General features: G+C 69.3%; 18 protein-coding genes. 9 read left to right on the forward strand and 9 right to left on the reverse strand.

Translation table 11 applies throughout. The features are described from left to right. Positions 1 to 4: 4 nt before the first annotated feature. From ccoN to GXW76_RS10580, 6 genes are all read right to left on the reverse strand, one after another. Complete coding sequence (gene ccoN, locus GXW76_RS10555) at positions 5 to 1636, reverse strand: cytochrome-c oxidase, cbb3-type subunit I (protein WP_246514098.1); 1632 nt, start codon at positions 1634 to 1636, stop codon at positions 5 to 7. 632 nt (positions 1637 to 2268) lie between these two features. Then, positions 2269 to 3228, reverse strand: a complete 960-nt coding sequence (locus tag GXW76_RS10560; RefSeq protein WP_211861978.1) for a Bug family tripartite tricarboxylate transporter substrate binding protein — start codon at positions 3226 to 3228, stop codon at positions 2269 to 2271. A 172-nt stretch (positions 3229 to 3400) separates the two neighbouring features. Next, on the reverse strand, positions 3401 to 4159 hold the full coding sequence (locus GXW76_RS10565; RefSeq protein ID WP_211861979.1) for an SDR family NAD(P)-dependent oxidoreductase: 759 nt from the start codon (positions 4157 to 4159) through the stop codon (positions 3401 to 3403). A 40-nt stretch (positions 4160 to 4199) separates the two neighbouring features. Next, positions 4200 to 5210, reverse strand: a complete 1011-nt coding sequence (locus GXW76_RS10570; protein WP_246514099.1) for a tripartite tricarboxylate transporter substrate binding protein — start codon at positions 5208 to 5210, stop codon at positions 4200 to 4202. A 122-nt stretch (positions 5211 to 5332) separates the two neighbouring features. Further along, positions 5333 to 6364 carry a zinc-dependent alcohol dehydrogenase gene (locus tag GXW76_RS10575; RefSeq protein ID WP_211861980.1) on the reverse strand — a complete coding sequence of 344 codons (1032 nt, stop codon included), beginning with the start codon at positions 6362 to 6364 and terminating at the stop codon, positions 5333 to 5335. A 2-nt stretch (positions 6365 to 6366) separates the two neighbouring features. Next, positions 6367 to 8100 carry an acetolactate synthase catalytic subunit gene (locus tag GXW76_RS10580; protein WP_211861981.1) on the reverse strand — a complete coding sequence of 578 codons (1734 nt, stop codon included), beginning with the start codon at positions 8098 to 8100 and terminating at the stop codon, positions 6367 to 6369. 116 nt (positions 8101 to 8216) lie between these two features. Here GXW76_RS10580 and GXW76_RS10585 point away from each other — a divergent pair, with 116 nt between their 5' ends. The 5 genes from GXW76_RS10585 to katG all read left to right on the forward strand — a co-directional run bounded on the left by GXW76_RS10585 (position 8217) and on the right by katG (position 16828). Next, positions 8217 to 8885 (forward strand): GntR family transcriptional regulator, encoded by a 669-nt coding sequence (locus tag GXW76_RS10585; RefSeq protein WP_211861982.1) that lies wholly within the window; start codon positions 8217 to 8219, stop codon positions 8883 to 8885. Positions 8886 to 8986: 101 nt separating this feature from the next. Then, complete coding sequence (locus GXW76_RS25980) at positions 8987 to 9121, forward strand: hypothetical protein (protein WP_272876048.1); 135 nt, start codon at positions 8987 to 8989, stop codon at positions 9119 to 9121. A gap of 205 nt (positions 9122 to 9326) precedes the next feature. Next, positions 9327 to 12149 (forward strand): cation-translocating P-type ATPase, encoded by a 2823-nt coding sequence (locus GXW76_RS10590; protein WP_211861983.1) that lies wholly within the window; start codon positions 9327 to 9329, stop codon positions 12147 to 12149. Between the two features lie 53 nt (positions 12150 to 12202). Then, positions 12203 to 14065, forward strand: a complete 1863-nt coding sequence (gene ftsH, locus GXW76_RS10595; RefSeq protein WP_338150935.1) for an ATP-dependent zinc metalloprotease FtsH — start codon at positions 12203 to 12205, stop codon at positions 14063 to 14065. A gap of 561 nt (positions 14066 to 14626) precedes the next feature. Further along, positions 14627 to 16828, forward strand: coding sequence for a catalase/peroxidase HPI (katG, locus tag GXW76_RS10600; protein WP_211861984.1), 2202 nt, complete (start codon positions 14627 to 14629; stop codon positions 16826 to 16828). A gap of 156 nt (positions 16829 to 16984) precedes the next feature. Here the strand turns inward: katG and GXW76_RS10605 are convergent, their stop codons facing one another. After that, positions 16985 to 17926 carry a LysR family transcriptional regulator gene (locus tag GXW76_RS10605; RefSeq protein ID WP_211861985.1) on the reverse strand — a complete coding sequence of 314 codons (942 nt, stop codon included), beginning with the start codon at positions 17924 to 17926 and terminating at the stop codon, positions 16985 to 16987. Positions 17927 to 18001: 75 nt separating this feature from the next. On the opposite strand from GXW76_RS10605, the gene GXW76_RS10610 reads away from it, so the two are divergent. From GXW76_RS10610 to GXW76_RS10620, 3 genes are all read left to right on the forward strand, one after another. Then, positions 18002 to 19081, forward strand: a complete 1080-nt coding sequence (locus tag GXW76_RS10610) for an alpha/beta hydrolase (RefSeq protein WP_211861986.1) — start codon at positions 18002 to 18004, stop codon at positions 19079 to 19081. A 444-nt stretch (positions 19082 to 19525) separates the two neighbouring features. After that, positions 19526 to 20161 (forward strand): FMN-dependent NADH-azoreductase, encoded by a 636-nt coding sequence (locus GXW76_RS10615; protein ID WP_272876049.1) that lies wholly within the window; start codon positions 19526 to 19528, stop codon positions 20159 to 20161. Between the two features lie 82 nt (positions 20162 to 20243). Beyond that, complete coding sequence (locus GXW76_RS10620; RefSeq protein ID WP_211861987.1) at positions 20244 to 21434, forward strand: glutathione S-transferase family protein; 1191 nt, start codon at positions 20244 to 20246, stop codon at positions 21432 to 21434. A 69-nt stretch (positions 21435 to 21503) separates the two neighbouring features. Here GXW76_RS10620 and GXW76_RS10625 read toward each other — a convergent pair whose 3' ends face one another. Next, a complete protein-coding gene (locus GXW76_RS10625) occupies positions 21504 to 22082 on the reverse strand; it encodes an NADPH-dependent FMN reductase (protein ID WP_211861988.1) in 579 nt (192 codons plus the stop codon). 313 nt (positions 22083 to 22395) lie between these two features. On the opposite strand from GXW76_RS10625, the gene GXW76_RS10630 reads away from it, so the two are divergent. Next, the gene (locus tag GXW76_RS10630) at positions 22396 to 23280 is read left to right on the forward strand and encodes a sulfurtransferase (RefSeq protein WP_211861989.1); all 885 of its coding nucleotides are present in this window, start codon (positions 22396 to 22398) and stop codon (positions 23278 to 23280) included. Positions 23281 to 23412: 132 nt separating this feature from the next. On the opposite strand, the gene GXW76_RS10635 is transcribed toward GXW76_RS10630, so the two are convergent. Beyond that, complete coding sequence (locus tag GXW76_RS10635; protein WP_211861990.1) at positions 23413 to 23778, reverse strand: hypothetical protein; 366 nt, start codon at positions 23776 to 23778, stop codon at positions 23413 to 23415. Positions 23779 to 23782: the final 4 nt, after the last annotated feature.

A 23782-nucleotide genomic window follows, 5' to 3' on the forward strand; every position in this document is an offset into this window, starting at 1 on the left:
CGGCCTACTCCGCGGCCTGGGGCAGAAGCGGGCGGTCCGTCGCGCCGGCGGCCGCGGGGGCCGCAAGCATCGTCGCGCGGACGTTCAGCGCGCAGATGGCGGCACCGGCGAGGAACAGCGCGCCGCCCACCGTGCGCAGCAGGTAGTAGGGCGCCATCGCCATCACCGATTCCAGGAAGCTGTAGGCAAGCCCGCCATTGGCGCCGTAGGTCCGCCACATCAGGCCCTGGGTGATGCCGGCGTTCCACATCGCGACGACGTAGATCAGCGTGCCCGTCACCGAGAGCCAGAAGTGCCATTCGATCGCCTTCGGCCAGGCCATCGTCCTGCGTCCCGACAACTGCGGCACCAGCGTGTAGAGCGCGCCGAAGATGATCATCGCCACCCAGCCCAGCGTGCCGGAATGCACGTGACCCACGGTCCAGTCCGTGTAGTGGGAAAGCGAGTTGACCGGGCGGATGGCGAGGAACGACCCCTCGAAGGTCGAAAGCCCGTAGAACACCGCCGCGACGAACATGAAGCGCAGCGTCGCGTCGTCGCGCACCTTGTGCCAGGCGCCGTTCAGGGTGGCGATCGCATTGCCCGCCGACGCCCAGGAGGGGACGAGCAGCATGACGGAGAACGTCATCCCCAGCGTCTGCACCCAGTAGGGCAGCGCGGTATAGTGCAGGTGGTGCGAGCCGACCCAGATGTAGAAGAAGACGATGCCCCAGAAGCTGACGATGGACAGCCGGTAGGACCAGATCGGCCGTTCCGCGCGCACCGGGAGGAAGTAGTAGAGCATCCCGAGAAAGCCGGCGGTCAGGAAGAACGCCACCGCGTTGTGCCCGTACCACCACTGCACCATGGCGTCCTGGATGCCGGCCCAGACGGTGAAGCTTCTCGATCCTGCAAGGCTGACCGGCAGGGCGATGTTGTTGACGATGTGCAGCATCGCCACCACCAGGATGAAGGCCAGGTAGTACCAGTTCGCGACGTAGATGTGCGGTTCGTTGCGGCGCGCCAGCGTGCGCAGGTAGAGCGCGAAATAGGCGACCCAGACCACCACCAGCCAGAGGTCGGCGTACCATTCGGCCTCGGCGTATTCCTTGGACTGCGTGCTGCCCATCAGGTAGCCCGTCACCGCCCAGGCGCAGAACAGGTTGTAGCCGATCAGCACGAACCACGGCGTGACCGAATCCGCCAGGCGCGCGCGCGAGGTGCGCTGCAGGACATGCAGCGATGTCGCGATCAGCGCATTGCCGCCGAAGCCGAAGATCACGCCGGTGGTGTGCACCGGGCGCAGCCGGCCGAAGCTGGTGGCGGGCCAGAGCGGCGTCGCTTCCGGCCAGTAGAGCAGGGCCGCGACCCATACGCCGATGCTCATCCCGATCAGGGCCCAGACGAGGGTCATCGCGATCCCGAAGCGCGTGGGTTCGTCGTAATAGAGGGCCGTCCGCCCGGCGGGCGCATCCGGCTCGAACAATGCCCCCGCGAGTGCGAAGGCGAGCAGGATGCCGAGCACCATCGCCATCGCGCCGTGCACCGCCATCGGGCCTTCCTTGGCGGCCCCCAGCATGGCGAGGCCCAGCACCGCGAGACCGATCGCGAGGATCAGGCCGCTCTGGCGCTCGGGCATGCTGAGCGATGCGATCATTGGTGCATCCTCACTTGCGACTCACGAAGGCATCGGGTCGGGAAGCTGCCGGTCGAACGGCAGTTTCACGCCGGGCGTGAGCATGAACGTCCACGCCCAGAACCATGCTTACGCGTTAAATTGGTATCGTCAATACCAGATTAAGCGGTGCCGGCGGCGCGGCACGGCGCCTCTCGCCGTATCGCCCGAACAGCCTGCGCCGACGACGATGCTCCGGCGGCATGGGTCCGCTTGCCGCCTGCGCCAAAGGTGATGAGCTGGCCTGCGTCTTTGCGCGGCTGCTGGTGTGGAAGGCTGCCGCGGGCGCATCGGCGGATTGCCGCTGCACTGCGCCGGTCACGGGCACCGGTCGTGGTCGCTCACGCGACAGCGTGACCTGCAAGGATGCGTAGCGCCGCAATCAGGCGAGGGGGGAAGAGTCGTGCCGCGGCCCGCGATCACTCTCCTCGTGAGCGTGCGGTTGGTCGGCTGGCCGATGCATGGTCCAACGGCCAGACCGAGGGTCAGATCAGCAAGCTGAAGCTGGTCAAGCGCCGGATCCACGGCCGCGCGCGGCTCCTCGCGGCCGCGTAGCACGGCCGGAGGAACCGCACCGAGAGTGAGTCAGAGCCCTTTTCCAGGCCGACCCACATTCACTTCGCCATCCCGGCCCGCTGCAGGATCGGTCCCATGGTTTCTGCTCCTCGACGCAGCAGCGCCGCGTATTCGGCGCCCGGCAGCGCCTGCGGATCGACCCCGGTCGCACCGATCTGCTCGGCCACGGCAGGGTCCCGCAACGCGGCGAGCGCCGCCGCCTCGAGCCTTTCGATGATCGGACGCGGCGTGCCCCGGGGGGCGGCAACGCCGAGCCAGGAATCGATCTCCACATCGTAACCCGCCTCCCGCATGGTCGGGACCTCGGGGAACTCCGGCCAGCGCATCGGGCTGGCCGAGGCGAGGAAGCGGAGCTGCCCCGCGCGGATCTGCGACACCACGTCGGACGGGTTCTGCACGATCACGTCCACATGCCTGCCGAGCAGCGCCGCGACCGTTTCCGCACCCGAGCGATACTGGACCTGCTCGAACTTCGCGCCGGTGACGCGCCCCAGTTCGAACATCGCGAGATTGTTCGGCGCGGAGGGAGCCCCGACGAACAGGCCGTTGCCCGCCTTCGCGGCGCGCACCAGGTCGTCGAGCGTCCGATACGGCGAATCCGCGCGCACCGTGACGCCATAGCGGAAGCGCCCGTAGCCGGCGATGAAGTCGAAGCTGTCGATCGTGTAGGGCACATCCCGCACATGCGGCTGGATGGCGACGGTCGAGTAGGTGACGACGCCGATGGTGTAGCCGTCGGGCCGCTGCGTGGCGATGAAGGCCGGACCGATCGTGCCTTCGGCACCGGGGCGGTTGAACACCACCACCGGCCTGGAGAGTTGCCGCTCAAGCCCGCGCGCGAAGGCGCGTGCTGAAACGTCGGTGTTCCCGCCGGCCCCGTAGTTCACGACCAGCTGGATCTCACGCTCCGGCCATTCCGCGCGGGCCGCGGACGTGCCTGCCACCAGCATGCCGCCCAGCAATCCGGGGATATGCCTGCGCCTGATCGCGATCGTCATGGTTCATACTCCATTTCTATCGTTCGTTCCGCCAGTAGCGCGCCCTGCACGTGGTAGAGCCGTCGGCGATCAAGTTCCGTGCGTCACGGGAATGCCGCACCGACCTGCCAGGACGCAACGCCCGGCCCTGGTCCGGGGGCTGCGTCCTGGCGCGGCCGTCGCGCGCGGCGGCTCAGGGCATGTAGCTGCCGCCGCCGATGTCGATCGTCGTCCCCGTGAGGTAGGAAGCCGCATCCGAGGCGAGGAAATGCACCAGCTCCGCGACCTCCTCGGGCTCACCCAGGCGGCCGAGGGGAATGCGCGCGAGGAACGCCTCGTTCATCCCGGGCGCCGCGCCGGCCACCATGTCGCTCTTGATGCGTCCCGGCGCGACGCTGTTCACGGTGATCCCGAACGGCCCGAGTTCCGCCGCGAGGTTGCGCGCGAGGCCCATCAGCCCGGTCTTGGACGCGCCGTAATAGGCGCCGGTGATGGTACTCGGCACGCGCGCCGCCTGGCTCGTCATCATCACGATGCGTCCCCAGCCGCGCTTCTTCAGCACAGGAATCGCCTGCCGCGACAGCATGAACGGCCCGTTGAGGTTCACGTCGATCACGCGGCGCCATTCATCGGTGGGTATTTCTTCCACCATGCGCTTGCGGCCGTTCACCTTGGGTGAGATGCCAGCGTTGTTGACCAGCACGCCGAGGCGGTCCCACCAGTTGCCGAGCACCTCGGGCAGCGCGGCGATCGCCTGCTCGTCGGCGACATCGAGGCGGATCGCGCGCGCCTGGTGTCCGGCTGCCGTGATCTCCGCCGCGGTGGCATCGACGCTGTCAAGCACGTCGGCCAGGACGACCGGATGCCCGGCGGCGGCGAGGCGCCGCGCGATGGCGGCGCCAAGGCCGCGTGCGGCGCCCGTGACGAGGGCGACGCGATCTGCGTTGCTCATGGCTGTGTCCTTGGAATGGAGCAGGGCGGGGGGCGTCAGGTCAGCCATCGACGGTGATGCCGAGCCGCTGCACCAGGGCGCGCTCACGCGCCGTCTGCTCGGTGACATAGCGCGTGTAGCCGGCAGGGTCGAAATAGGCGAGCTGCAGGTCGAAGCGCTCGCGGATGGCGATGTTCGACGCTTCGAACAGGCCTTCCTTGAAGGCGTCGTGCAGCCGCATGGCGATGGCCGGATCCATGCCCTTCGGCCCGCTGATCCCGTAGGGCGCGACGGAAACGAGATCGATGTCGAGATCCTTCAGCGTCGGGACCGAAGGGAAACGGCGGGAGCGCTCCGGCGACCACACGTGCAGCGCGCGCATCTCGCCGGAATCGACGAAGGGTGCCCAGGCGGCGCTGTCGCTGACCATGTCGACATGGCCACCGAGCGTCGCCGTCATCGCCTCCGCCCCGCCGCGATAAGGCACATGGGTCAGTTCGATGCCGAGCTTCTCCTGGATCTCGACCATCGTGAGGTGCGGGGAGGAACCCGCGCCGGTCGCTCCGAAGGTCAGCTTGCCCGGATTGGCGCGCGCCGCATCGACCACGTCCTGCCAGGAGCGGAAGCGGCTGTCCGCCTTCACCACCGTGCCGAAGAGCCAGCCGGCGAGGCCGATGACATGCGTGAAATCCGCCACCGGATCCCAGCGTGGCGTGCGCGTCATGAAGGGCCAGCGCATCACCGTGTGGTGCATCACCGTCAGCGTGTAGCCGTCGGGCCGCGCCTGGGCCGCCACCTGCTGCGGGCCGAGCGTGCCGGCGACGCCGGGGCGGCTCTCGATGACGATGGGCTGGCCGAGCACGCGGCTGGCCGTCTCGCACATGCCGCGGATCTGCGCATCGGCGGACCCGCCCGAAGGCCAGGGAAAGACGAGCCGGATCGGGCGATCCGGGTAGCGCGGCTGCGCCAGCGCAGGAGCGGCGAGGGCAACGCCGCCGAGTCCAAGCGCGGCACGGCGCGTCAGCCTGGCAGGCGCGGATGCATTGGTTTCGTCAGCGGTGCTGGGCATCATTCGTCACTCCCGGTTCATGGTTGCTTGTCGTCGTCACATGCCCCGGCGGACGGCGCGCGGCGTGCCGCCGCCACCGCGCCTGCCGGTGGCTGGCCGGCGCCCCTCGGGAGGCGCCGGCGGGCTCAGGGCATCAGGATCACCTTGCTCGCCGCGCGCTGGCGGGCGAGCTCGAAGCCCTCCAGCCCGCGCTCGAGCGGCATGCGGTGCGTGATCATCGGCCGGTAGGCCTCGGGGTCGCGCGCAAGCAGGGAGATCACGCGCTCCCAGGTCCGGTGCTCGGAACCGTGGGAGGCACGGAGCTGGTGCCGGTTGCGCACGAAGGTGGTCAGCGGCAAGGCGAGCGGCGCGGCGTGGATGCCGGCGACCACCAGGACGCCCTCGCGCTTCAGCGTGGGCAGGGCATCGGTGATCGAAGGCGGGTGGCCGGTCGCTTCCAGCACGACGTCCACCGGCTTGCCGCCCGTGGCCGCCAGCACCTGGTCGGCCAGCGGGCCCTCGGCGACATCGACGATGTCGGTGAAGCCGAGATCGCGCAGCACGGCGTAGCGCGGCTGGTCGGCACGGCCGGCGATGATCACGCGGCCGGCGCCGGCCGCGCGCGCCATCAATGCCAGCCCCTGGCCGATCGTGCCCGGCCCGAGCACGAGCACGGTGTCGCCGATGCCGACATCGCCCACCAGCACGGCCTCGGCCGCGACGGCGAGCGGTTCGACCAGCGCGCCGAGTTCCGCATCGACCGCATCCGGCAGCGGCAGGACATTGCCGGCGGACACGTTGACGAAGCGCGCGAAGCCGCCATCGGCGGTGAGGCCGAGGCTGAGCCGCGCGCCGCGCAGACGTGGGTCGCCCGGCCAGGCCGCCATTCCGTCGCCGCGCTGCACGCGCGGGTGCACGGCAACGCGCGTGCCTTCCGCCACCGCGACCCCGGCGCCGGCCGCGACGACGCGCCCGGCGAATTCATGGCCCATGGTCAGCGGCAGGTACGGCACCATGTGGCCGTAGCCGTCCGTCCACTCATAGGCATGGACGTCGCTGCCGCAGATGCCCACGGCCTCGATGCGGACCTGGACCTCTCCCGGCGCGGGGGCGCCGGGCTCGGGCACGTCCAGCGCCTCGAGCCCGAACCCCGCCTGCGTCTTGCGCAGGGCCAGCATGGTCAGAAGGGTTCCGGGTAGTGGGCGGCGTAGATGCCCAGCGGCGGCTTGCCGTTCGGGTCGGTCATGACCTCGATCAGCGTGGGCTTGCCGGAGGCGAAGGCTGCGTCGAGCGCCGGGCCGACATCCTCGCCGCGCTCGACGCGCACGCCGGCGATGCCGCAGGCGCGCGCGATCGCGGCGTGGTCGACCTCGGCGAAGTCGCAGGCGATGGTGTGGTCGCCGTACTTCGCGTCCTCGGCGTGCTTCTGGAAGCCGAGGATGCCGTTGTTCAGCACCACCACCGTCACCGGCACCTGCAGGCGGCGCAGCGTCTCGAGTTCCGCCCAGGAATGGCCGAAGCCGCCATCGCCCACCAGGCAGACGACGCGCTTGCCCGGCTCCGCGACCTGCGCGCCGATCGCCAGCGGCACGCCCCAGCCGAGGCCGGCGAGGCCGCGCGGGCTGAGGAAGCGCTGACCGGCGCGCTTCGCCGTCATGTAGATGTTGATCCAGTTCGACGAGTAGGACGCATCCGCGACCATGATGCCGTCGGCGGGCAGGCGCTTGTCGATCTCGGTCGCGACGCGCTCCGGCCGCACCGGGCCGCCGTCGCGCGTGGTCACGCCGGCGATGAGCTTCTGCCAGCCCTCGACGGCCTTGGCGATCTGCGCCTCGACCTTCGGGCGGGCGGCGGCGCGGGCCGAGAGGTCATGCTTCAGCACCGCCTCGCGCAGCGCGGCGAGGGTCAGCTTGGCATCGCCCGTCAGGCGCAGCGCCTCGTAGTTGCGGCCGATCTCCGAGGGATCCGGATCGATGTGGATGTAGCGCGCGCCGCGCGGATAGAGCGTCCAGGAATCCGTGCCGTTCTGGTTGGTCCGGTTGCCGACGAGCAGGACGACGTCGGCCTCCGTCACCATCGGCTTCAGGTCGTGCGTGCGGGCGCCGCGGGCCATCGTGTTGCCGACCACGCCGAGCGAGAGCGGGTGCGTCTCATCGACGCTGCCCTTGCCCATGAAAGTGGTGGCGACGGGCAGGTGGCCGTCCTGCTGGAGCGCTGCGAGTTCCTGCGCCGCGCCGGAGATGTGCACGCCGCCGCCGGCGATGATCAGCGGGCGCGCGGCCTTGGCGAGCAGCGCCGCCGCTTCCTCGATGCGGGCAGGGTCGGCGAGCGTCCGGTCGAGCGGGAAGGTGCCGAGCATGGCGCGGCGCTGCGACGCGGCCGCGGCCTTCTCCAGCAGCAGGTCGGCCGGCAGCAGCAGAACGGCCGGGCCCGGACGGCCGGAGGTCGCGGCCGTGAACGCCATGTCCACGTAGTCCTCGAGCCGGTCGGCGCGGTCGATGCGGCGGACGAACTTGGCCACGCCCTCGAACAGCTTGATGTGGTCGAGTTCCTGGAACGCGTTCTTGTCCACGGCATCGCGGGTGACTTCCTGCACCAGCGCGATGACCGGGATGCTGGCCTTCAGCGCCTCGGCGAGGGGCGGGACCAGCAGCGTCGCGGCCGGGCCGTTCTGCGCCGTCACCACGCCCACCTTGCGGGAGATGCGGGCGTAGCCGTCGGCCATCGTGCCGCCCATGTTCTCCTGGCGGTACACGGTCTGGCTGATGCCGGCGTGCGGCGCCGCGAGATGGAAGGCGGAAGGGAGGCTCTGCCCGAAGGTCGTGGTCACGCCGTGCCGCGCGAAGGCCTCGGCGAGACGGAGCGCGACGGTCGCATTTGCGGTTGCAGTGGCGGGGGGGGCGGCATCGGGCATTCGGGCGTCTCCAATTTCGAAATGATATTTGCTATAGCAAACATCATGACGCTTGACAGGTCAACCTTGCCCCCGGGACAAGCTTGGTGATGGCATCCGATACGACCCTTGCTCCGGTGGACCGCGACGAGACGCTTGCGGAGAAGGTCTATGGGCGCCTGCGCGGCGCCCTGGTGGGAGGGCGGCTCGTGCCGGGGCAGAAGCTGGTCCATCGCCAGTTGGCCGCCGAGCTTGGCGTGAGCCCGACGCCGGTGCGCGAGGCGCTGCTGCGGCTGGTTTCCGAAGGTGCGCTCGATCTGGATGTCCGCGGGATTTCCTGGGTGCCGCGCCTCTCACCGGGCCGCTATGCGGAAATCATGGACCTGCGTGGCGAGCTGGAGGGACGGGCCGCGGCACGTGCGGCACTCCTGGCGACGCCGGAGGAGATCGCGACGCTGCGCGCCATCCATGATCGGCTGATGGAGGGGCGACGCGCCAAGGATGCCCCGGTCGTCCTCGCAGAGAATGAACGCTTCCATTTCGGCGTGATCGCGATCGCCCGGATGCCGGTGCTGCAAAAGGTCGTCGAACACCTGTGGACCCAGGCCGGCCCGACGATCAACCTGTTGCTCACCGTGCCGCGTCCCGACTGGCCCAACGGCCATCCGCACGAAGACCTTCTGCGGGCGCTGGATGCGCACGATGCCGATGCGGCGCGCGCTGCGGTGGAACGCGATCTGCGCGAATACGCGAAGATCGTCGCGCCGCTTCTGGAACGCGATTCGGGGCATGGCAATCCGGATTGAAGCAGGGACGCATGAGACTGCGCCGAACCGCCGCGGCGGTCGCCGCGGTTCAGCAACCCTCAATCCGGACGATCGATGCGGGCGGAGCTGGTCGGACCGTCTTGGGAGTTCGGAACAAGGGGCGCTCCAAGGAGCAGTGCTGGCAGGGTAACGCGGTGCACCGTCGCTGGGTGGCCGAGGCCATCGGCATCATCGAGGCCGACTTCAACCGCTCCGCCGACACGCATGTGCTGTAGAAGTACCGACCTGATCTGTCGGATATTCGATCTGGCGTGGTGGGTGTCCCCCGGGTCGAACATCCGTCGGATCAAGCCGATACTTCTATGCCCGCTCCCCCGGAACGATCGACGACGGACGCCGCGGGCGGGTTCCTGGCGCTCCTCCCGGAGCGGGGCCCGATATCCAGGATAAGGTTGCAGTGCATGGCAACGGGCGAACCCGATGACCGATGATGTCCCGCCGCGGGACCGGGCACTCCCTTCCCGGCAATCGGCCGCAGAGGTCCTGGCCGCGCTCGGCACGAATGCGCGGCACGGGCTCAGCGAGGCGGAGGCGCGGACGCGGCTGGAGCGGCACGGCAGGAACGAACTGGCTGCCGAGAAGCCGGTTCCCGCCTGGCGCCGCTTCCTCGCCCAGTTCCAGGACGTTCTCGTCATCCTGCTGCTCGTCGCCGCCCTGATCTCGGCGGGACTGTGGTTGATCGAGCGCGACAGCGCCCTGCCTTACGAGGCGATGGCCATCCTCGCCGTCGTGCTGCTCAACGCGGTCATGGGCTACGCCCAGCAGGCGCGGGCGGCGCAGGCGGTGGCGGCGCTGCGCCGCATGTCGGCGGCGCAGGCCAAGGTCGTCCGGGACGGGGAGCAGAAGAATATCCCCGCGGCCGAACTCGTGCCCGGCGACGTCATACTGATCGAGGAGGGCGACACCATCCCCGCCGATGCGCGGGTGATCCAGTCGGTCGCCCTTCAGGCGGCGGAGGCGGCGCTCACCGGCGAGAGCCTGCCGGTGGCGAAGGACACGGACCCGATCGCGGAGGAGGTGGGCCTCGGCGACCGCGGCAACATGGTCTTCAGCGGCACGGCGGCGACCTACGGGCATGGGCGCGCGGTGATCACCGCGACCGGGATGCGGACCGAGATGGGCCGCATCGCCGGGATGCTGAAGGCGGCGCCCCAGGACACCACGCCGCTGCAGAAGGAACTCGACGGCGTCGGGCGGCTGCTGGGGAAGATCGTCGTCGCCATCGCCGTGATGATGGTCGCGACGATCCTGCTGGTGGAGGATGTGCACGGCGCGCGCGCGGTCTTCGACGTGCTCATCCTCGGCGTCGCCCTCGCTGTCGCGGCGGTGCCGGAGGGCCTGCCGGCGGTGGTCACGGCCGTATTGTCCATCGGTGTGCAGCGCATGGCGCGGCGGAACGCCATCGTTCGCCACCTCGCGGCGGTGGAGACGCTCGGCTCGGCGGATGTCATCGCCTCGGACAAGACGGGCACTCTGACGAAGAACGAGATGACGGTGCGCCGGATCATCACCGCCAGCGGCGGCGTGAGCCTCGGCGGCAGCGGCTACCTGCCCGAAGGCGAAGTTCGGCGGGACGGCGGCGGCGAGATCGACGACGGCCTCCGCGCCGAGTTCGTGCGCGCTCTCTCCGCTGCCGACCGCGCCAACAATGCCGTGCTGCAGGAGCGCGACGGGCGCTGGATGGTGCAGGGCGATCCGACCGAGGGCGCGTTGATCGTCGCCGCGCGCAAGGCCGGGCTGGAGGCGGAGGCCCTCGACGCCCGCTTCGTCCGCATTGCGGAGGTGCCCTTCTCCTCCGAGCGCAAGCTGATGAGCACGGTGCACAGCGACGCCGAGCGGGATGAACGCCTGCTCGCCTTCACGAAGGGGGCGCCGGATGTGCTGCTCGGGCGTTGCACGCAGGAACTGGTCGGCGAGCAGGCACGGCCCCTGACGGCCGCGCGCCGCGCCGCCATCCTGGAGAGCAATGAGGAACTGGCCGGCCAGGCCTTGCGCACCCTCGGCGTCGCCTTCCGTTCGCTGCCGAAGGGTGCAGCCGATCGGGACGAGCTCGACGAGACTGTGGAGCGGGACCTCGTCTTCCTCGGGCTGATCGGCATGATCGATCCGCCGCGCGAGGAAGCGAAGCACGCCGTCACGCGCGCGCAGGGTGCCGGCATCCGCACCGTGATGATCACCGGAGACCATCCGCGCACGGCGGCCGCCATCGCCGCCGAGCTCGGCTTCGACTCCGCCGGGCGGGCCGTCACGGGCACCGAGTTGGAACGGATGCCCGACGACACGCTCGACGGCGTGGTGCAGGAAGCGTCGGTCTTCGCGCGCGTCAATCCCGAGCACAAGCTCAGGATCGTGCGCGCCCTGCAGCGCGGCGGCGCGACGGTGGCGATGACCGGCGACGGGGTGAACGACGCGCCGGCGCTCAAGACCGCCGATATCGGGATCGCCATGGGCATCACCGGCACCGACGTCTCGAAGGAGGCGGCCGACATCGTGCTGGCCGACGACAATTTCGCGACCATCGTCGCCGCCGTCGAGGAAGGCCGCGCGATCTTCGCGAACATCAGGAAGTTCCTGCGCTATCTGCTCTCGTCGAACATCGGCGAGGTGATGACGATGTTCTTCGGCGTGCTGCTCGCGGATGTCATCGGCCTGATCCCGCCCACCGGCGGGGGCGTGGTGCTGCCGCTGCTCGCGACGCAGATCCTCTGGATCAACCTGGTGACGGACGGCGCGCCGGCCCTCGCGCTCGGCGCCGACCCGGCGGACGCGGGAGCGATGAGCCGGCCGCCGCGGCCGCGCGGGGAAGGCGTGATCACGCGCCGCATGTGGGCGGGCATCTTCTTCGTGGGCGTCATCATGGCGGCGGGAACCCTCCTCGTGCTGGATGCCTCGCTGCCGGGCGGCCTGATCGAGGGCTCGGGCGACCTGCGCTACGGGCAGACCATGGCCTTCACGACGCTGACGCTGTTCCAGCTGTTCAACGTGCTGAATGCGCGTTCCGACGAGCGGAGCGCATTCGTCGGCCTGTTCGCCAATCACTGGCTGTGGCTGGCGATCGGGATCTCGCTGGTGTTGCAGGCCGCCGTCATCCATCTTCCTGTTCTGCAGCAGGCTTTCTCGACCGTTGCGCTGGACGCCGGCGATTGGCTGACCTGCGCGGCGGTGGCGAGTTCCGTCCTCTGGCTGCGGGAGGCGAGCAAGCTGCTCACCCGCCTCGCCTCGGCGCGGCACCGGCGCGGGTGACGGAGCGCGGGGGGCGAAGGACGGCGGAGCAGGGTCGGACAGGAGGACGTGACGTGAAGCAGCAGAAATTCGATCCGAAGTTCAATACCTGGTACTGGATCGCCGCGCTGTTCGGCCTGCTGCTCGTGCAGTACGTCATGACGAATGTCGCGCAGCCGGTCGCGACAATCCCCTACAGCCAGTTCCAGCAACTCCTGAACGACGGCAAGGTCGTTGAGGTCGGGGTCTCCGATCGCTTCCTCCAGGGCACGCTGAAGGAGCCGCTGCCCGGCGGCCAGATCCGTTTCTCGACGACCCGCGTCGAGCCGCCCGAATTCGCCGAGGAGCTGAGCCGCCACGGGGTCCGCTACACCGGCCAGGTGGAAAGCAACCTGCTGCCGATGCTGCTCTCCTGGGTGGTGCCGGTGCTGCTCTTCGTCGGCGCCTGGCTGTGGATCAGCCGGCGCATGGGTGGCCAGGGCGGCCTGATGCAGATCGGCAAGAGCAAGGCGAAGGTCTATGTCGAGGCCGACACCGGCGTGAACTTCGCCGATGTCGCCGGCGTGGACGAGGCGAAGGCGGAACTGCAGGAGGTCGTCGACTTCCTGCGCGAGCCCGACCGCTACGGCCGCCTCGGCGGGCGGATGCCCAAGGGCGTGCTGCTGGTCGGCCCGCCCGGCACCGGCAAGACGCTGCTCGCCAAGGCGGTGGCAGGCGAGGCCAAGGTGCCGTTCTTCTCGATCTCGGGCGCCGAATTCGTGGAGATGTTCGTCGGCGTCGGTGCGGCGCGCGTGCGCGACCTGTTCGAGCAGGCCCGGCAGAAGGCGCCAGCCATCATCTTCATCGACGAGCTGGACGCGCTCGGGCGCGCCCGTGGCGTCGCCGGGTCCTATGGCGGCGGCCATTCGGAGGCGGAACAGACGCTGAACCAGCTGCTGGTCGAGATGGACGGCTTCGACAGCCGCTCCGGCCTGGTGATCCTGTCCGCGACCAACCGGCCGGAGATCCTCGATCCCGCCCTGCTGCGCGCCGGGCGCTTCGACCGCCAGGTCCTGGTGGACCGGCCGGACCGGAAGGGCCGCGTGGACATCCTCAACGTCCACATGCGCAAGGTGAAGCTCGCGCCCGACGTGGATGCCGACAAGGTGGCGGCGCTGACACCCGGCTTCACTGGCGCGGATCTCGCGAACCTGGTGAACGAGGCCGCCCTGCTTGCGACGCGGCGCGGCGCCGATGCGGTGACGCTGGAGGATTTCGGCAATGCGGTGGAGCGCATCGTCGCCGGCCTCGAGAAGCGCAACCGGCTGCTCAACCCCAAGGAGCGCGAGGTCGTCGCCTATCACGAGATGGGCCACGCGCTGGTGGCGCTCGCCCTGCCGGGCATGGACCCGGTGCACAAGGTCTCGATCATCCCGCGCGGCATCGGCGCGCTCGGCTACACCATCCAGGTTCCGACCGAGGACCGCTTCCTGATGACGCGGGAGGAACTGGAGAACAAGATGATGGTGATGCTCGGCGGCCGCGCCGCGGAACTGGTCGTCTACGACCACTACTCGACCGGCGCCGCGAATGACCTCGAGCGCGTCACGGAGATCGCGCGCAGCATGGTGGCGCGCTACGGCATGTCGGAAAAGCTCGGCAGCGTGGCCTATGACCGGGACCCCCGGAGCTTCCTGGCGGGGCCCGACGCGATGTCGGGTTCGCGCGGGCACGACTTCGGCGAGGCGACGGCCAACACGATCGACGCCGAGGTCCGGACCATCATCGATCGCGCTCTGGAGCGAACCGTCGCGCTGCTGCGTGAGCGGCGCGACGTGCTCGAACTCACGGCCCGGCGGCTGCTGGAGAAGGAGACGCTCGATGCGGCCGAACTGGCGCGGCTGGTCGGACGATCCACCGAGGCCGCAGCCCCCGGCGGTGCCGCGCCCGCGGGGTGATGGCCCGATGATGCCCCGGACCGCTGGCCCGTGCGCAGGAGGGAAGGCGGGCACCGTCGCGCCGGCATGGGCACCGGCCGATCGCAGGCGGTAGCCGGCGCCACGGCCCTGTTGCCGCGCACGAACCGCCCGGTGCCGGGCCCTTCCCGGATCTTGCGGTGCGGCGGGGAAGGCATTGGCATCGCTGGTGCCGCCGGCCTCGGCGGCACGGACTCATGGCCGGTGGGTCCCGGGTGTTCGTCCCGGCCGGTCGCCGCATCGTGATAGGCGCGGCCTATCGCACCTGTTGAGGCAAGGGGCTTCCTATCGGCTTCGGGATGCCGCTAGCGTTGCGCAACGGTTTTCGCTGGAGCCAGAATTGGCAGCATCCTACGCCTGACCACGCGCGCCGGCGCGCCCGTCGTCGTCAACCATGACGGCCTGACCATCGGCCCGGACGGCCTCGTGCTTCTGCTGGTCCGGCGCGGTCATCGTGGCGACCGGGAAACCGGAACGTCGTGCACAATCGTCGCGGCTTTCACTCACCGAGCAGGTCAATCGGCACAACGATGGGAGAGAAACATGGATGGAAATGACGGGCAGGGCGCCGGCAAGTGCCCGGTCGCGCACGGAGCCCCCAGGCTGGCGACCCGGTCGAACCGGGATTGGTGGCCGAACCAGCTGAACCTCAGGATCCTTCACCAGAACCCGCCTCAGTCCAATCCCTTGGGGGCTGCGTTCAACTACGCCGAGGAGTTCCGGAAGCTCGACCTCGCGGCTGTGAAGCGGGACCTCGTCGCGCTGATGACGACGTCGCAGGACTGGTGGCCCGCGGATTTCGGCCATTACGGCGGACTCATGATCCGCATGGCATGGCACAGCGCCGGCACCTACCGCATCGGTGACGGCCGCGGCGGCGCTTCCTCGGGCACGCAGCGCTTCGCGCCGCTCAACAGCTGGCCCGACAACGCCAACCTCGACAAGGCGCGCCGGCTGCTTTGGCCGGTCAAGCAGAAGTACGGCAACAGGCTCTCCTGGGCCGACCTCATTGTCCTCGCGGGCAACTGTGCCCTGGAGTCCATGGGGTTCAGGACCTTCGGCTTCGGCGGCGGCCGCGAGGACGTGTGGGAGCCGGAGGAGGACATCTACTGGGGCGCCGAGGACACCTGGCTGGGCGACAAGCGCTACAGCGGCGACCGTGACCTCGAGAATCCGCTCGCCGCCGTGCAGATGGGCCTGATCTACGTGAATCCCGAAGGGCCGAACGGCAACCCGGATCCGGTCGCGGCTGCGCGGGACATCCGCGAAACCTTCGCGCGCATGGCGATGGACGACGAGGAGACCGTCGCCCTCATCGCCGGCGGGCACACCTTCGGCAAGACCCATGGCGCGGGCGATGCGAAGCTCGTCGGCCGCGAGCCCGAGGCCGCCGGCATCGAGGAGCAGGGCCTCGGCTGGAGGAGCAGCTACGCCAGCGGCAAGGGCGCCGACGCCATCACCAGCGGCCTGGAAGTCATCTGGAGCGCCACGCCGACGAAGTGGAGCAACAACTACTTCGACAACCTGTTCGGCTACGAATGGGAACTGACCAGGAGCCCGGCCGGCGCGCATCAGTGGAAGCCGAAGGGTGACGCGGGCGCCGGCACGGTGCCGGATGCTTTCGACCCGTCGAAGCGTCATGCGCCGTCCATGCTGACGACGGATCTCTCCCTGCGGATGGACCCGGCCTACGAGAAGATCTCGCGGCGCTTCCACGAGAACCCGGACCAGTTCGCGGATGCCTTCGCCCGCGCCTGGTTCAAGCTCACGCACCGCGACATGGGGCCGCGCGTCCGCTACCTCGGCCCCGAGGTTCCGGCCGAGGACCTGATCTGGCAGGACCCCGTTCCGGCGGTCGATCACAAGCTGATCGACGAGCAGGACATCGCTGCGCTCAAGGCGAAGATCCTCGCCTCGGGCCTGTCGATCCCCCAGCTGGTCGCGACCGCATGGGCGTCGGCCTCGACCTTCCGTGGCTCCGACAGGCGCGGCGGGGCGAACGGAGCGCGCATCCGGCTCGCGCCGCAGAAGGACTGGGAGGCGAACCAGCCGGCCCAGCTCGCAACCGTGCTCGCTAAGCTCGAGGGCATCCGAAAGGAGTTCGACGCGGCGCAGACCGGCGGGAAGAAGGTGTCCCTCGCCGACCTCATCGTCCTCGGCGGTTGCGCGGCGGTCGAGCAAGCCGCGAAGAAGGCCGGGCACGACGTGAAGGTTCCCTTCTCGCCGGGCCGCACGGATGCTTCCCAGGAGCAGACCGACGTGGACTCCTTCGCCGTGCTGGAGCCGATCGCGGACGGGTTCCGCAACTACCTCAAGACCCGCTACAGCGTGTCGGCCGAGGAGTTGCTGGTCGATCGGGCGCAATTGCTGACGCTGACCGCGCCGGAGATGACGGTCCTCGTCGGCGGCATGCGCGCGTTGAACGCGAATGTCGGGCAGTCCCCGCACGGCGTCTTCACGAACCGGCCCGGAACGCTGACCAACGACTTCTTCGTCAACCTGGTCGACATGGGCACCACGTGGAAGGCGACCTCGGAGGCCGAGGAGGCGTTCGAGGGGCGCGATCGCGCGACGGGCGCAGTGAAGTGGACCGGCACCCGTGTCGATCTCATCTTCGGCTCGAACTCCCAGCTCCGCGCCCTCGCGGAGGTCTATGCACAGGGCGACTCGCAGGAGAAGTTCGTGCGCGACTTCGTGGCGGCGTGGACCAAGGTGATGAACCTGGATCGCTTCGACCTCGCCTGAGGTCGGCGGAAATGGCCCCGGGCGCGGCGGTCGTTCCGTCGCGTCCGGGGCCGGTCGCTGCCATGCGCGCCTGCGCTCCCCCGGGACGCGGGGGCAGGAAGACTGCGTCTCGAATCCGGGGGACGCCGCGTGCCGGACGGAGCGGCGCCGCGCCGGTCATGGGGCCGGTGCGCCGGCCCCGCCTCCGGAGGACATCCAGGCGTCCCATTCCGGCCATTCGCCGAAGCGGGGGACGAGGAAGTCGATGAAGCTGCGGACCTTGGCCGAAAGATGCCGGCCTGGCGCATAGACCGCGTGGATGACCAGTTCCGGCGCGCGGTAGCCGGGCAGGACCGGGACCAGGCGCCCCGCAGCGAGATCCGCGCCGACGATGAAGCTCGGCATGGCGACGAGGCCCGCGCCGCGCAGCGCCGCCGCGCGCAGCGCGTCACCATTATTGGCCTGCAGGCGGCCTCGGACTCGAATGGCCACCGTGCCGTCCGGGCCGTCGAGGTGCCATTCGTCGCCGCCCACGTCGTAGCTGTAGAGAAGGCAGTCGTGGTGGACGAGATCAGCGGGCTGTCCAGGCCAGCCGCGCTGTTCCAGATAAGCCGGCGATGCGCACACCACCGTCCGGCTGGGCGCGAGGCGGCGGGCGATCAGGCTGCTGTCCGCAAGCCGGGCGATGCGCACCGCGAGGTCGTAGCCTTCCTCGACCAGGTCGACGACGCGGTCGTTCAGGGTCAGCTCCACCGTGACGTCTGGCTGGGCCTTCATGAAGTCGACGATCGCGGGCGCCAGGTGCAACGCGCCGAAGGAGACCGGCGCATTGACCCGCAACCGCCCGCGCGGCGTGGTCTGCAGAGCGCCCACCACGCCCTCGGCTTCGGCGAGGTCGGCCAGGAGCTGGACCGAGCGGTCATAATAGAGCCGGCCGACCTCGGTCAGGCTGACCCGCCGCGTGGTCCGGTTCAGCAGCCGCGCCCCGAGATGCGCCTCCAGGTCCTGGATGTGCTTGCTGACCATCGCCCGGGACAGGCGGAGATCGTCGGAAGCGGCGGTGAAGCCGCCGCGCTCGACCACCTTCACGAAGGCCTCCATGGCCGCCAGACGATCCATCCGGAACTCCCCCCGCGTGGCGCCGCCTGACCACCCCGGCCGATGTCGTCGCCCAGCGCAGATTGGTCATCATGAATGGACAATCTGTCAAATGCAGACCTGATTATTTCAAGAGTTGCACCACCGATCATACGGAATGAACACGACAGGACGTTCCGAGGGCTCGCGACAGGAGCACGGCACGCGCCCTGCGGTCGGAGAAGCCGCCTGATCATGACCATTCCCCCGAAATTCATGCGGTCGCTGCGTCGCCATCTGCTGGGCGGCATCTCCTCGCTGACGGCGGTCAGTTGCTCGACCGACGTCCTCTCGGCCCGGCTGGGCTCGACCTACGGGCTGGATGACCAGGAGGTGGACAGCGAGACCTACGACCACGGGCATGAACTTGGGATCGAGTTCTTTCGGGCCTCGCATGGCTGGCGCCGTCCGCTGGTGGTGTTCTTCCCTGGCGGCGCCTGGCAGCGGGCGAGCGGCCAGGTCATGTATCGCACCTTCGCCCGATCACTGGCGTCGCGCGGCCTTGTCGTCGCGCTGCCGGAGTATCGCACCTATCCGCAGGTGCTCTTTCCTTCATTCCTCGATGATTCGGCGCATGCGGTCGCCTACGCGATCCGGCGGGCGGCCGCGCTGGGTGCGGACCCGGACCGCGTGTACCTGATGGGACATTCCGCGGGCGCCTACAACGCGATGATGCTGGGGCACGATCCTGGCCGGCTTCTCGCCGCGGGCGTCCCGGCCGGCACTATCCGCGGCACGGTCGGCATATCGGGTCCCTACACCAGGGCGCGGCTCCGGCACTGGGCCGTCGCCGATGTCTTTGCCGGTCGTGCGGACGAGGAGATCGATCTCCGTCACATGATCCGCCCCGACGCGCCGCCGACATTGCTGCTGACCGGCGATGCCGATGCCGTCGTGCCGCTCGAGGAATCCCGCGTGCTGCATGACGCGATCAAGGCCCGCGGCGGACGCGTGACGCTTGAGGTTCTCCCGGGCGTGGGCCACCTCGACCCTGTTTCGTCGGGCCCCTGGCTGCCGACGGTCGATGAGGTGGTCGGGAAGTCCGCGAGCTTCATTCGCGGTATTGGCCGGGCGGCCCCGGCATGGCCCGTCGCGGCCTGGCGGTTCCCGGCCGCGGACGCCGCCTGCCCGGCGTAGTGGCGGGGTCGCTCTCGGGTCCGCCTCGCGGAGTGCCGTCCTGGAGCGAATCGCTTGCGGCTCGAACCGGTCGTGGGCGCGAAGACGCCTGTTCGCGCGGGGAGAGGGCGGTTTCCGCGCATGTGGAAGCCGCGTCGCCGGCAGGCCGCCATACGCGCGTTCCGGGGCGCCGCATCCTGGCGCCCGTGCTTCGATGCCGGCCCTGCGCGCCGCTGCCGCACCCATTGGGCGCATCGCAGGAGGCCACGGGTTTCCCGCGCCTCCACGTCACCGCAAGGTGCTTATTGGACAATAACGATAGACAATATTTCAATCAGAGGTGCGTTTATCCAATATTTTCGGTATATTAACTTCCGTCTCGATCGAGGCACCGCCACGCGGCGTCTCTTCCGCAACCGGATGCCGGACACCCGCAGCGGGTCAGCCGGCCAGCCAAGGCGAGACATGACGACCATGAACATCCTCCACATCGACACCAGCGTGCTCGGCGATGCCTCCGCGTCCCGCCGCCTGACCGGCTCCATCGTCGAGAACCTGCGCCACTCCGCGCCGAATGCCGTGGTGTCCTACCGCGACCTCGCCGCTGCGCCGCCAGCCCATCTCTCCGGCCAGGTGCTGCAGGCGATGACCAGCGCCGAGCCCGGCAGCCTGACCGAGGCGCAGCGCCAGGAGCGGGCCCTCACCGATGCGTTGGTCGAGGAGTTCCTCGCCGCCGACGTCGTGGTGATCGGCGCGCCGATGTACAACTTCGCCATCCCGACGCAGCTCAAGGCCTGGATCGACCGCCTCGCCCAGGCGGGCAAGACCTTCAAGTACACCGAAGCCGGCGCGGTCGGCCTGGCCGGCGGCAAGCGCGTGGTGATCGCCTCCTCGCGCGGCGGCGCCTACTCCACCGATGCGACGCTGCAGGCGCTCGACCACCAGGAAGCCTACCTGCGGACGGTGCTGGGCTTCTTCGGCATCACCGACGTCACCGTGGTGCGCGCCGAGGGCCTCGCGATGGGCGACGCCGCTCGCAACAAGGCCTTCGTGCAGGCGCAGTCGCAGATCGACGGGCTGTCGCTGCGCGCGGCTGCCTGATACGGGCCACGCCCGGTCGTCGTCATCCGGACAGCACGAGAATTCTCATGTCCGATGTCCGTAGCCTGCTGGGAGATTTGGTATGGGACTTCTCGTCGATGGCGTCTGGCAGGACCAGTGGTACGACACCGGCAAGACCGGTGGCCGCTTCGTGCGCAGCCAGAGCCGGTTTCGCAACTGGGTGACGCCTGACGGCACGCCGGGACCCACCGGCGAGGGCGGCTTCGCCGCCGAGCCCGGGCGCTACCACCTCTACATCTCGCGCGCCTGTCCCTGGGCTCACAGGACCATGATCTTCCGCGCGCTAAAGGGGCTCGGGAACGCCATCTCCTTCTCGGCCACGCACTGGCTGATGGCCGGGCAGGGCTGGACCTTCGATCCAGGCCCGGGGGTGATCCCCGATGGCGTCAACGGCGCGCGGACCATGCATGAGATCTACCGTCGCGCCGACCCGCGCTACTCCGGCCGCGTGACGGTGCCGGTGCTGTGGGACAAGCAGCGGCGGACCATCGTCAGCAATGAATCGGCCGACATCATCCGCATGTTCAACAGCGCGTTCGACAGTGTCGGCGCTGCGAAGGGCGACTACTACCCCGACGCGCTGCGTGCCGAGATCGAGGAGCTGAACACGCGCATCTACGACACGGTGAACAACGGCGTGTACAAGGCGGGCTTCGCCACCACGCAGTCCGCCTACGAGGAAGCCGTCCGTCCGTTGTTCGCGACGCTGGACTGGCTGGAGGAGCGCCTGTCGCGCCGGCGCTTCCTGTGCGGCGACCGGCAGACCGAGGCCGACTGGCGCCTGTTCACGACCCTGGTGCGCTTCGATCCGGTCTATGTCGGCCACTTCAAGTGCAACATCCGGCGGCTGGCCGACTACCCGAACCTCTGGTCCTACACGCGTGAACTCTACCAGACGCCGGGGATCCGCGAGACGGTCGACTTCGACCACATCAAGGGGCACTACTACCAGAGCCACGCCACCATCAATCCGACGGGGGTGGTGCCGCTCGGTCCCGTCATCGACTTTGAGGCGCCGCCGGATCGGCACGCGGCACGGCATCTTGGTGGCGGGCGTTCGGCCCGCGTGACCTCCACCGACGATCATCCGGTGCCTGCGCGAATACAGGATGGGCCCGATGTCGGAGCGCAACGGGCGGGCGCTGTCGATGGCATCGGCCCGCATGCCCGGACCGATGCAGGCTCGCATTCGCGGTCGGAGGCCGGGGCCACCGACCGCATGGCGATCCGGCCGGGCCGGACGCAGGCCTGAACCCTCGACGCCCCGAACCGGCGGGCGCGTCGCGTCGCGGGGGCGGTCCGCGCCGATCCGCCGCCGGGCCTACGCGCCCGCCTGCCGGGGCAGGACGGTCAGGACCCTGCCGATGAAGGCGTGGAACTCGGCCATGTAGTTGCGCAGGAATTCCTTCGTCGATGCCACGGTGACCTCGCCGTCATCCGTGATGAGGCCCGGCGTGAAGTGGATGTACGCCTCGGGCGCGTTCATCTGCGGCGAGTTGCAGAAGCTGAGCACGCTCCGGAGGCTCTGCTGCGCGACCGCGGTGCCGATCGAGCCCGGCGACGTGCCGATTACCGCCGACGGCTTGCGCGTGAAGGCGTTCGTGCCGTAGGGGCGGCTCGCCCAGTCGATCGCGTTCTTCAGCCCGCCCGGGATGGATCGGTTGTATTCCGGAGTGACGAAGAGGATGGCGTCGGATGCGGCGATCGCGCCTTTGAACGCCTGCGCGACGGGCGGGTAGTTGCTGTCGTAGTCGTAGCTGTACAGCGGCAGGTCCTTGAACGATATCTCGTGGAATTCGAGCCCTTCCGGGGCGAGGCGGATCAACGCCCTGGCCAGCTTGCGGTTGATCGAGCCAGCGGCGAGGCTCCCGATCAGGTAGCCGACCTTGTACCGTGTCATGGCGCCTCCTTTCGTGCTGGAACGCGGATTTCCCGAGATCGGTGAATGCCTCGGATCCCGGAGCGATGATGCCACCCGGAGATGCAAGGCCGTCGCCAAGTGGTGAGCCCGGCACGGAAGGAATCTATCCCCGGCCCGCTGCCTCCGCACGCATAAAGAGACGGACCGTGGCGATCGGGCGGCAGCGCGAGCGGCGTGGACGTGCGTGCCATGCGTCCGCGACGGCAGGCCTGCTTGCGACGCCCCGCGCCGCGGGTGCACGCTGGCCCTGGAAGGCCATGCGGCCCATCAAGTCGATCGCGGAGAGATCTCGATGCCGGCGACACAGCATTACGCGTATCCCGATGCCATCGTCACGACCGAATGGCTCGCCGGAAATCTCTCGGACGCATCGCTGCGTGTCTTCGATTGCACGACGTACCTGCGCTACGAGACGGGAACGGGCCGGCCGTATCGCATCGAGAGCGGCCGCGCCGACTATGACAAGGGGCACATTCCCGGCTCGGCCTTCCTCGACCTGCAGGGAGAACTCTCGGACAGTTCGAGCAGGTTCAATTTCACGATGCCCGATGCGCAGGATCTCGCCGCGCGCTTCGCGGCCAAGGGCATCGGTGACGGCACGCGCGTCGTCCTCTACTCCCGCAGCAGCCTGCAATGGGCGACGCGGATCTGGTGGATGCTGCGGGCGATCGGCTTCGATGACGCCGCGGTCCTGGACGGCGGCTTCGACAAATGGAGCGCGGAAGGCCGCCCCGTCGAGACCGCGGAGACGCGCTATCCGGCGGCGAGGCTCGCGGCCAGGCCGCGCCCCGGATTGTTCGTCGGCAAGGAGGAGATCAGGGCCGCGATCGGCGACGCGAAGGTCTGCACGATCAACGCGCTCGCATCGGACCTGCACAAGGGGGAGAATCCTCGATACGGCCGGCCGGGCCGCGTCCCGGGCAGTGTCAACGTGCCGGCGCTGGCCCTGGTGGACGCTGCATCCCTCACCTTCAACGCGGCAGATGCGGTGGCCGCGACCTTCGGTGCCGTCGGTGCGGACAAGTCGAAGCGTATCCTGGTTTATTGCGGCGGCGGCATCGCGGCCACGCTCGACGCCTTCCTCCTGCATCAGCTCGGCTACGAGGACATCGCCGTCTACGACAATTCGATGAACGAATGGGCGAGGGACGAATCACTGCCGATCGAACTGGGGTGACATTCGGCGCCCGTCGTGTTGCCGGGCCTTAGGGCAGATCCCGATCAGGTGGACTCACCTGATCGGGTGAAGATGCTCGCAAGAACAAAGGCCTGGAGCGGTGTTCGTGAGCCGAGGCGAACGGAAACCGCTCTAGCCGACGCCGACCACCCGGTAGGTGTATTCACGCCCGTCCGGCTCGGTGACCGTCACGTACTCGCCCGGCCGCACCGGGTCCGGGCCGCAGTCGAAGCGGGTCTCGGGCGCGTCCGGGCCTTCCGCCGAGGCGCCGTAGAAGCGGATCGACCAGCCATGATCGGGGTCGTACTGGACGTCACCCTGCACCGGCGCGGCCTCGGGCACGATCCGGCGCGCCCGCCACGGATTGGAGTCCGCGAGCCACGCTGCCGCATCCGGCCGCCCGCCGGGGTCGAGCGAGAGTTCGATCTCGTAGCGATGCCCGGGGCTGCCGTCGGCGAAGCCGGGGCCGGCGGCCAGTGCAAGGATCACCGTCGCCATGCAT

Source organism: Neoroseomonas soli, assembly GCF_018129065.1.
Classification (GTDB): Bacteria; Pseudomonadota; Alphaproteobacteria; order Acetobacterales; family Acetobacteraceae; genus Neoroseomonas; species Neoroseomonas soli.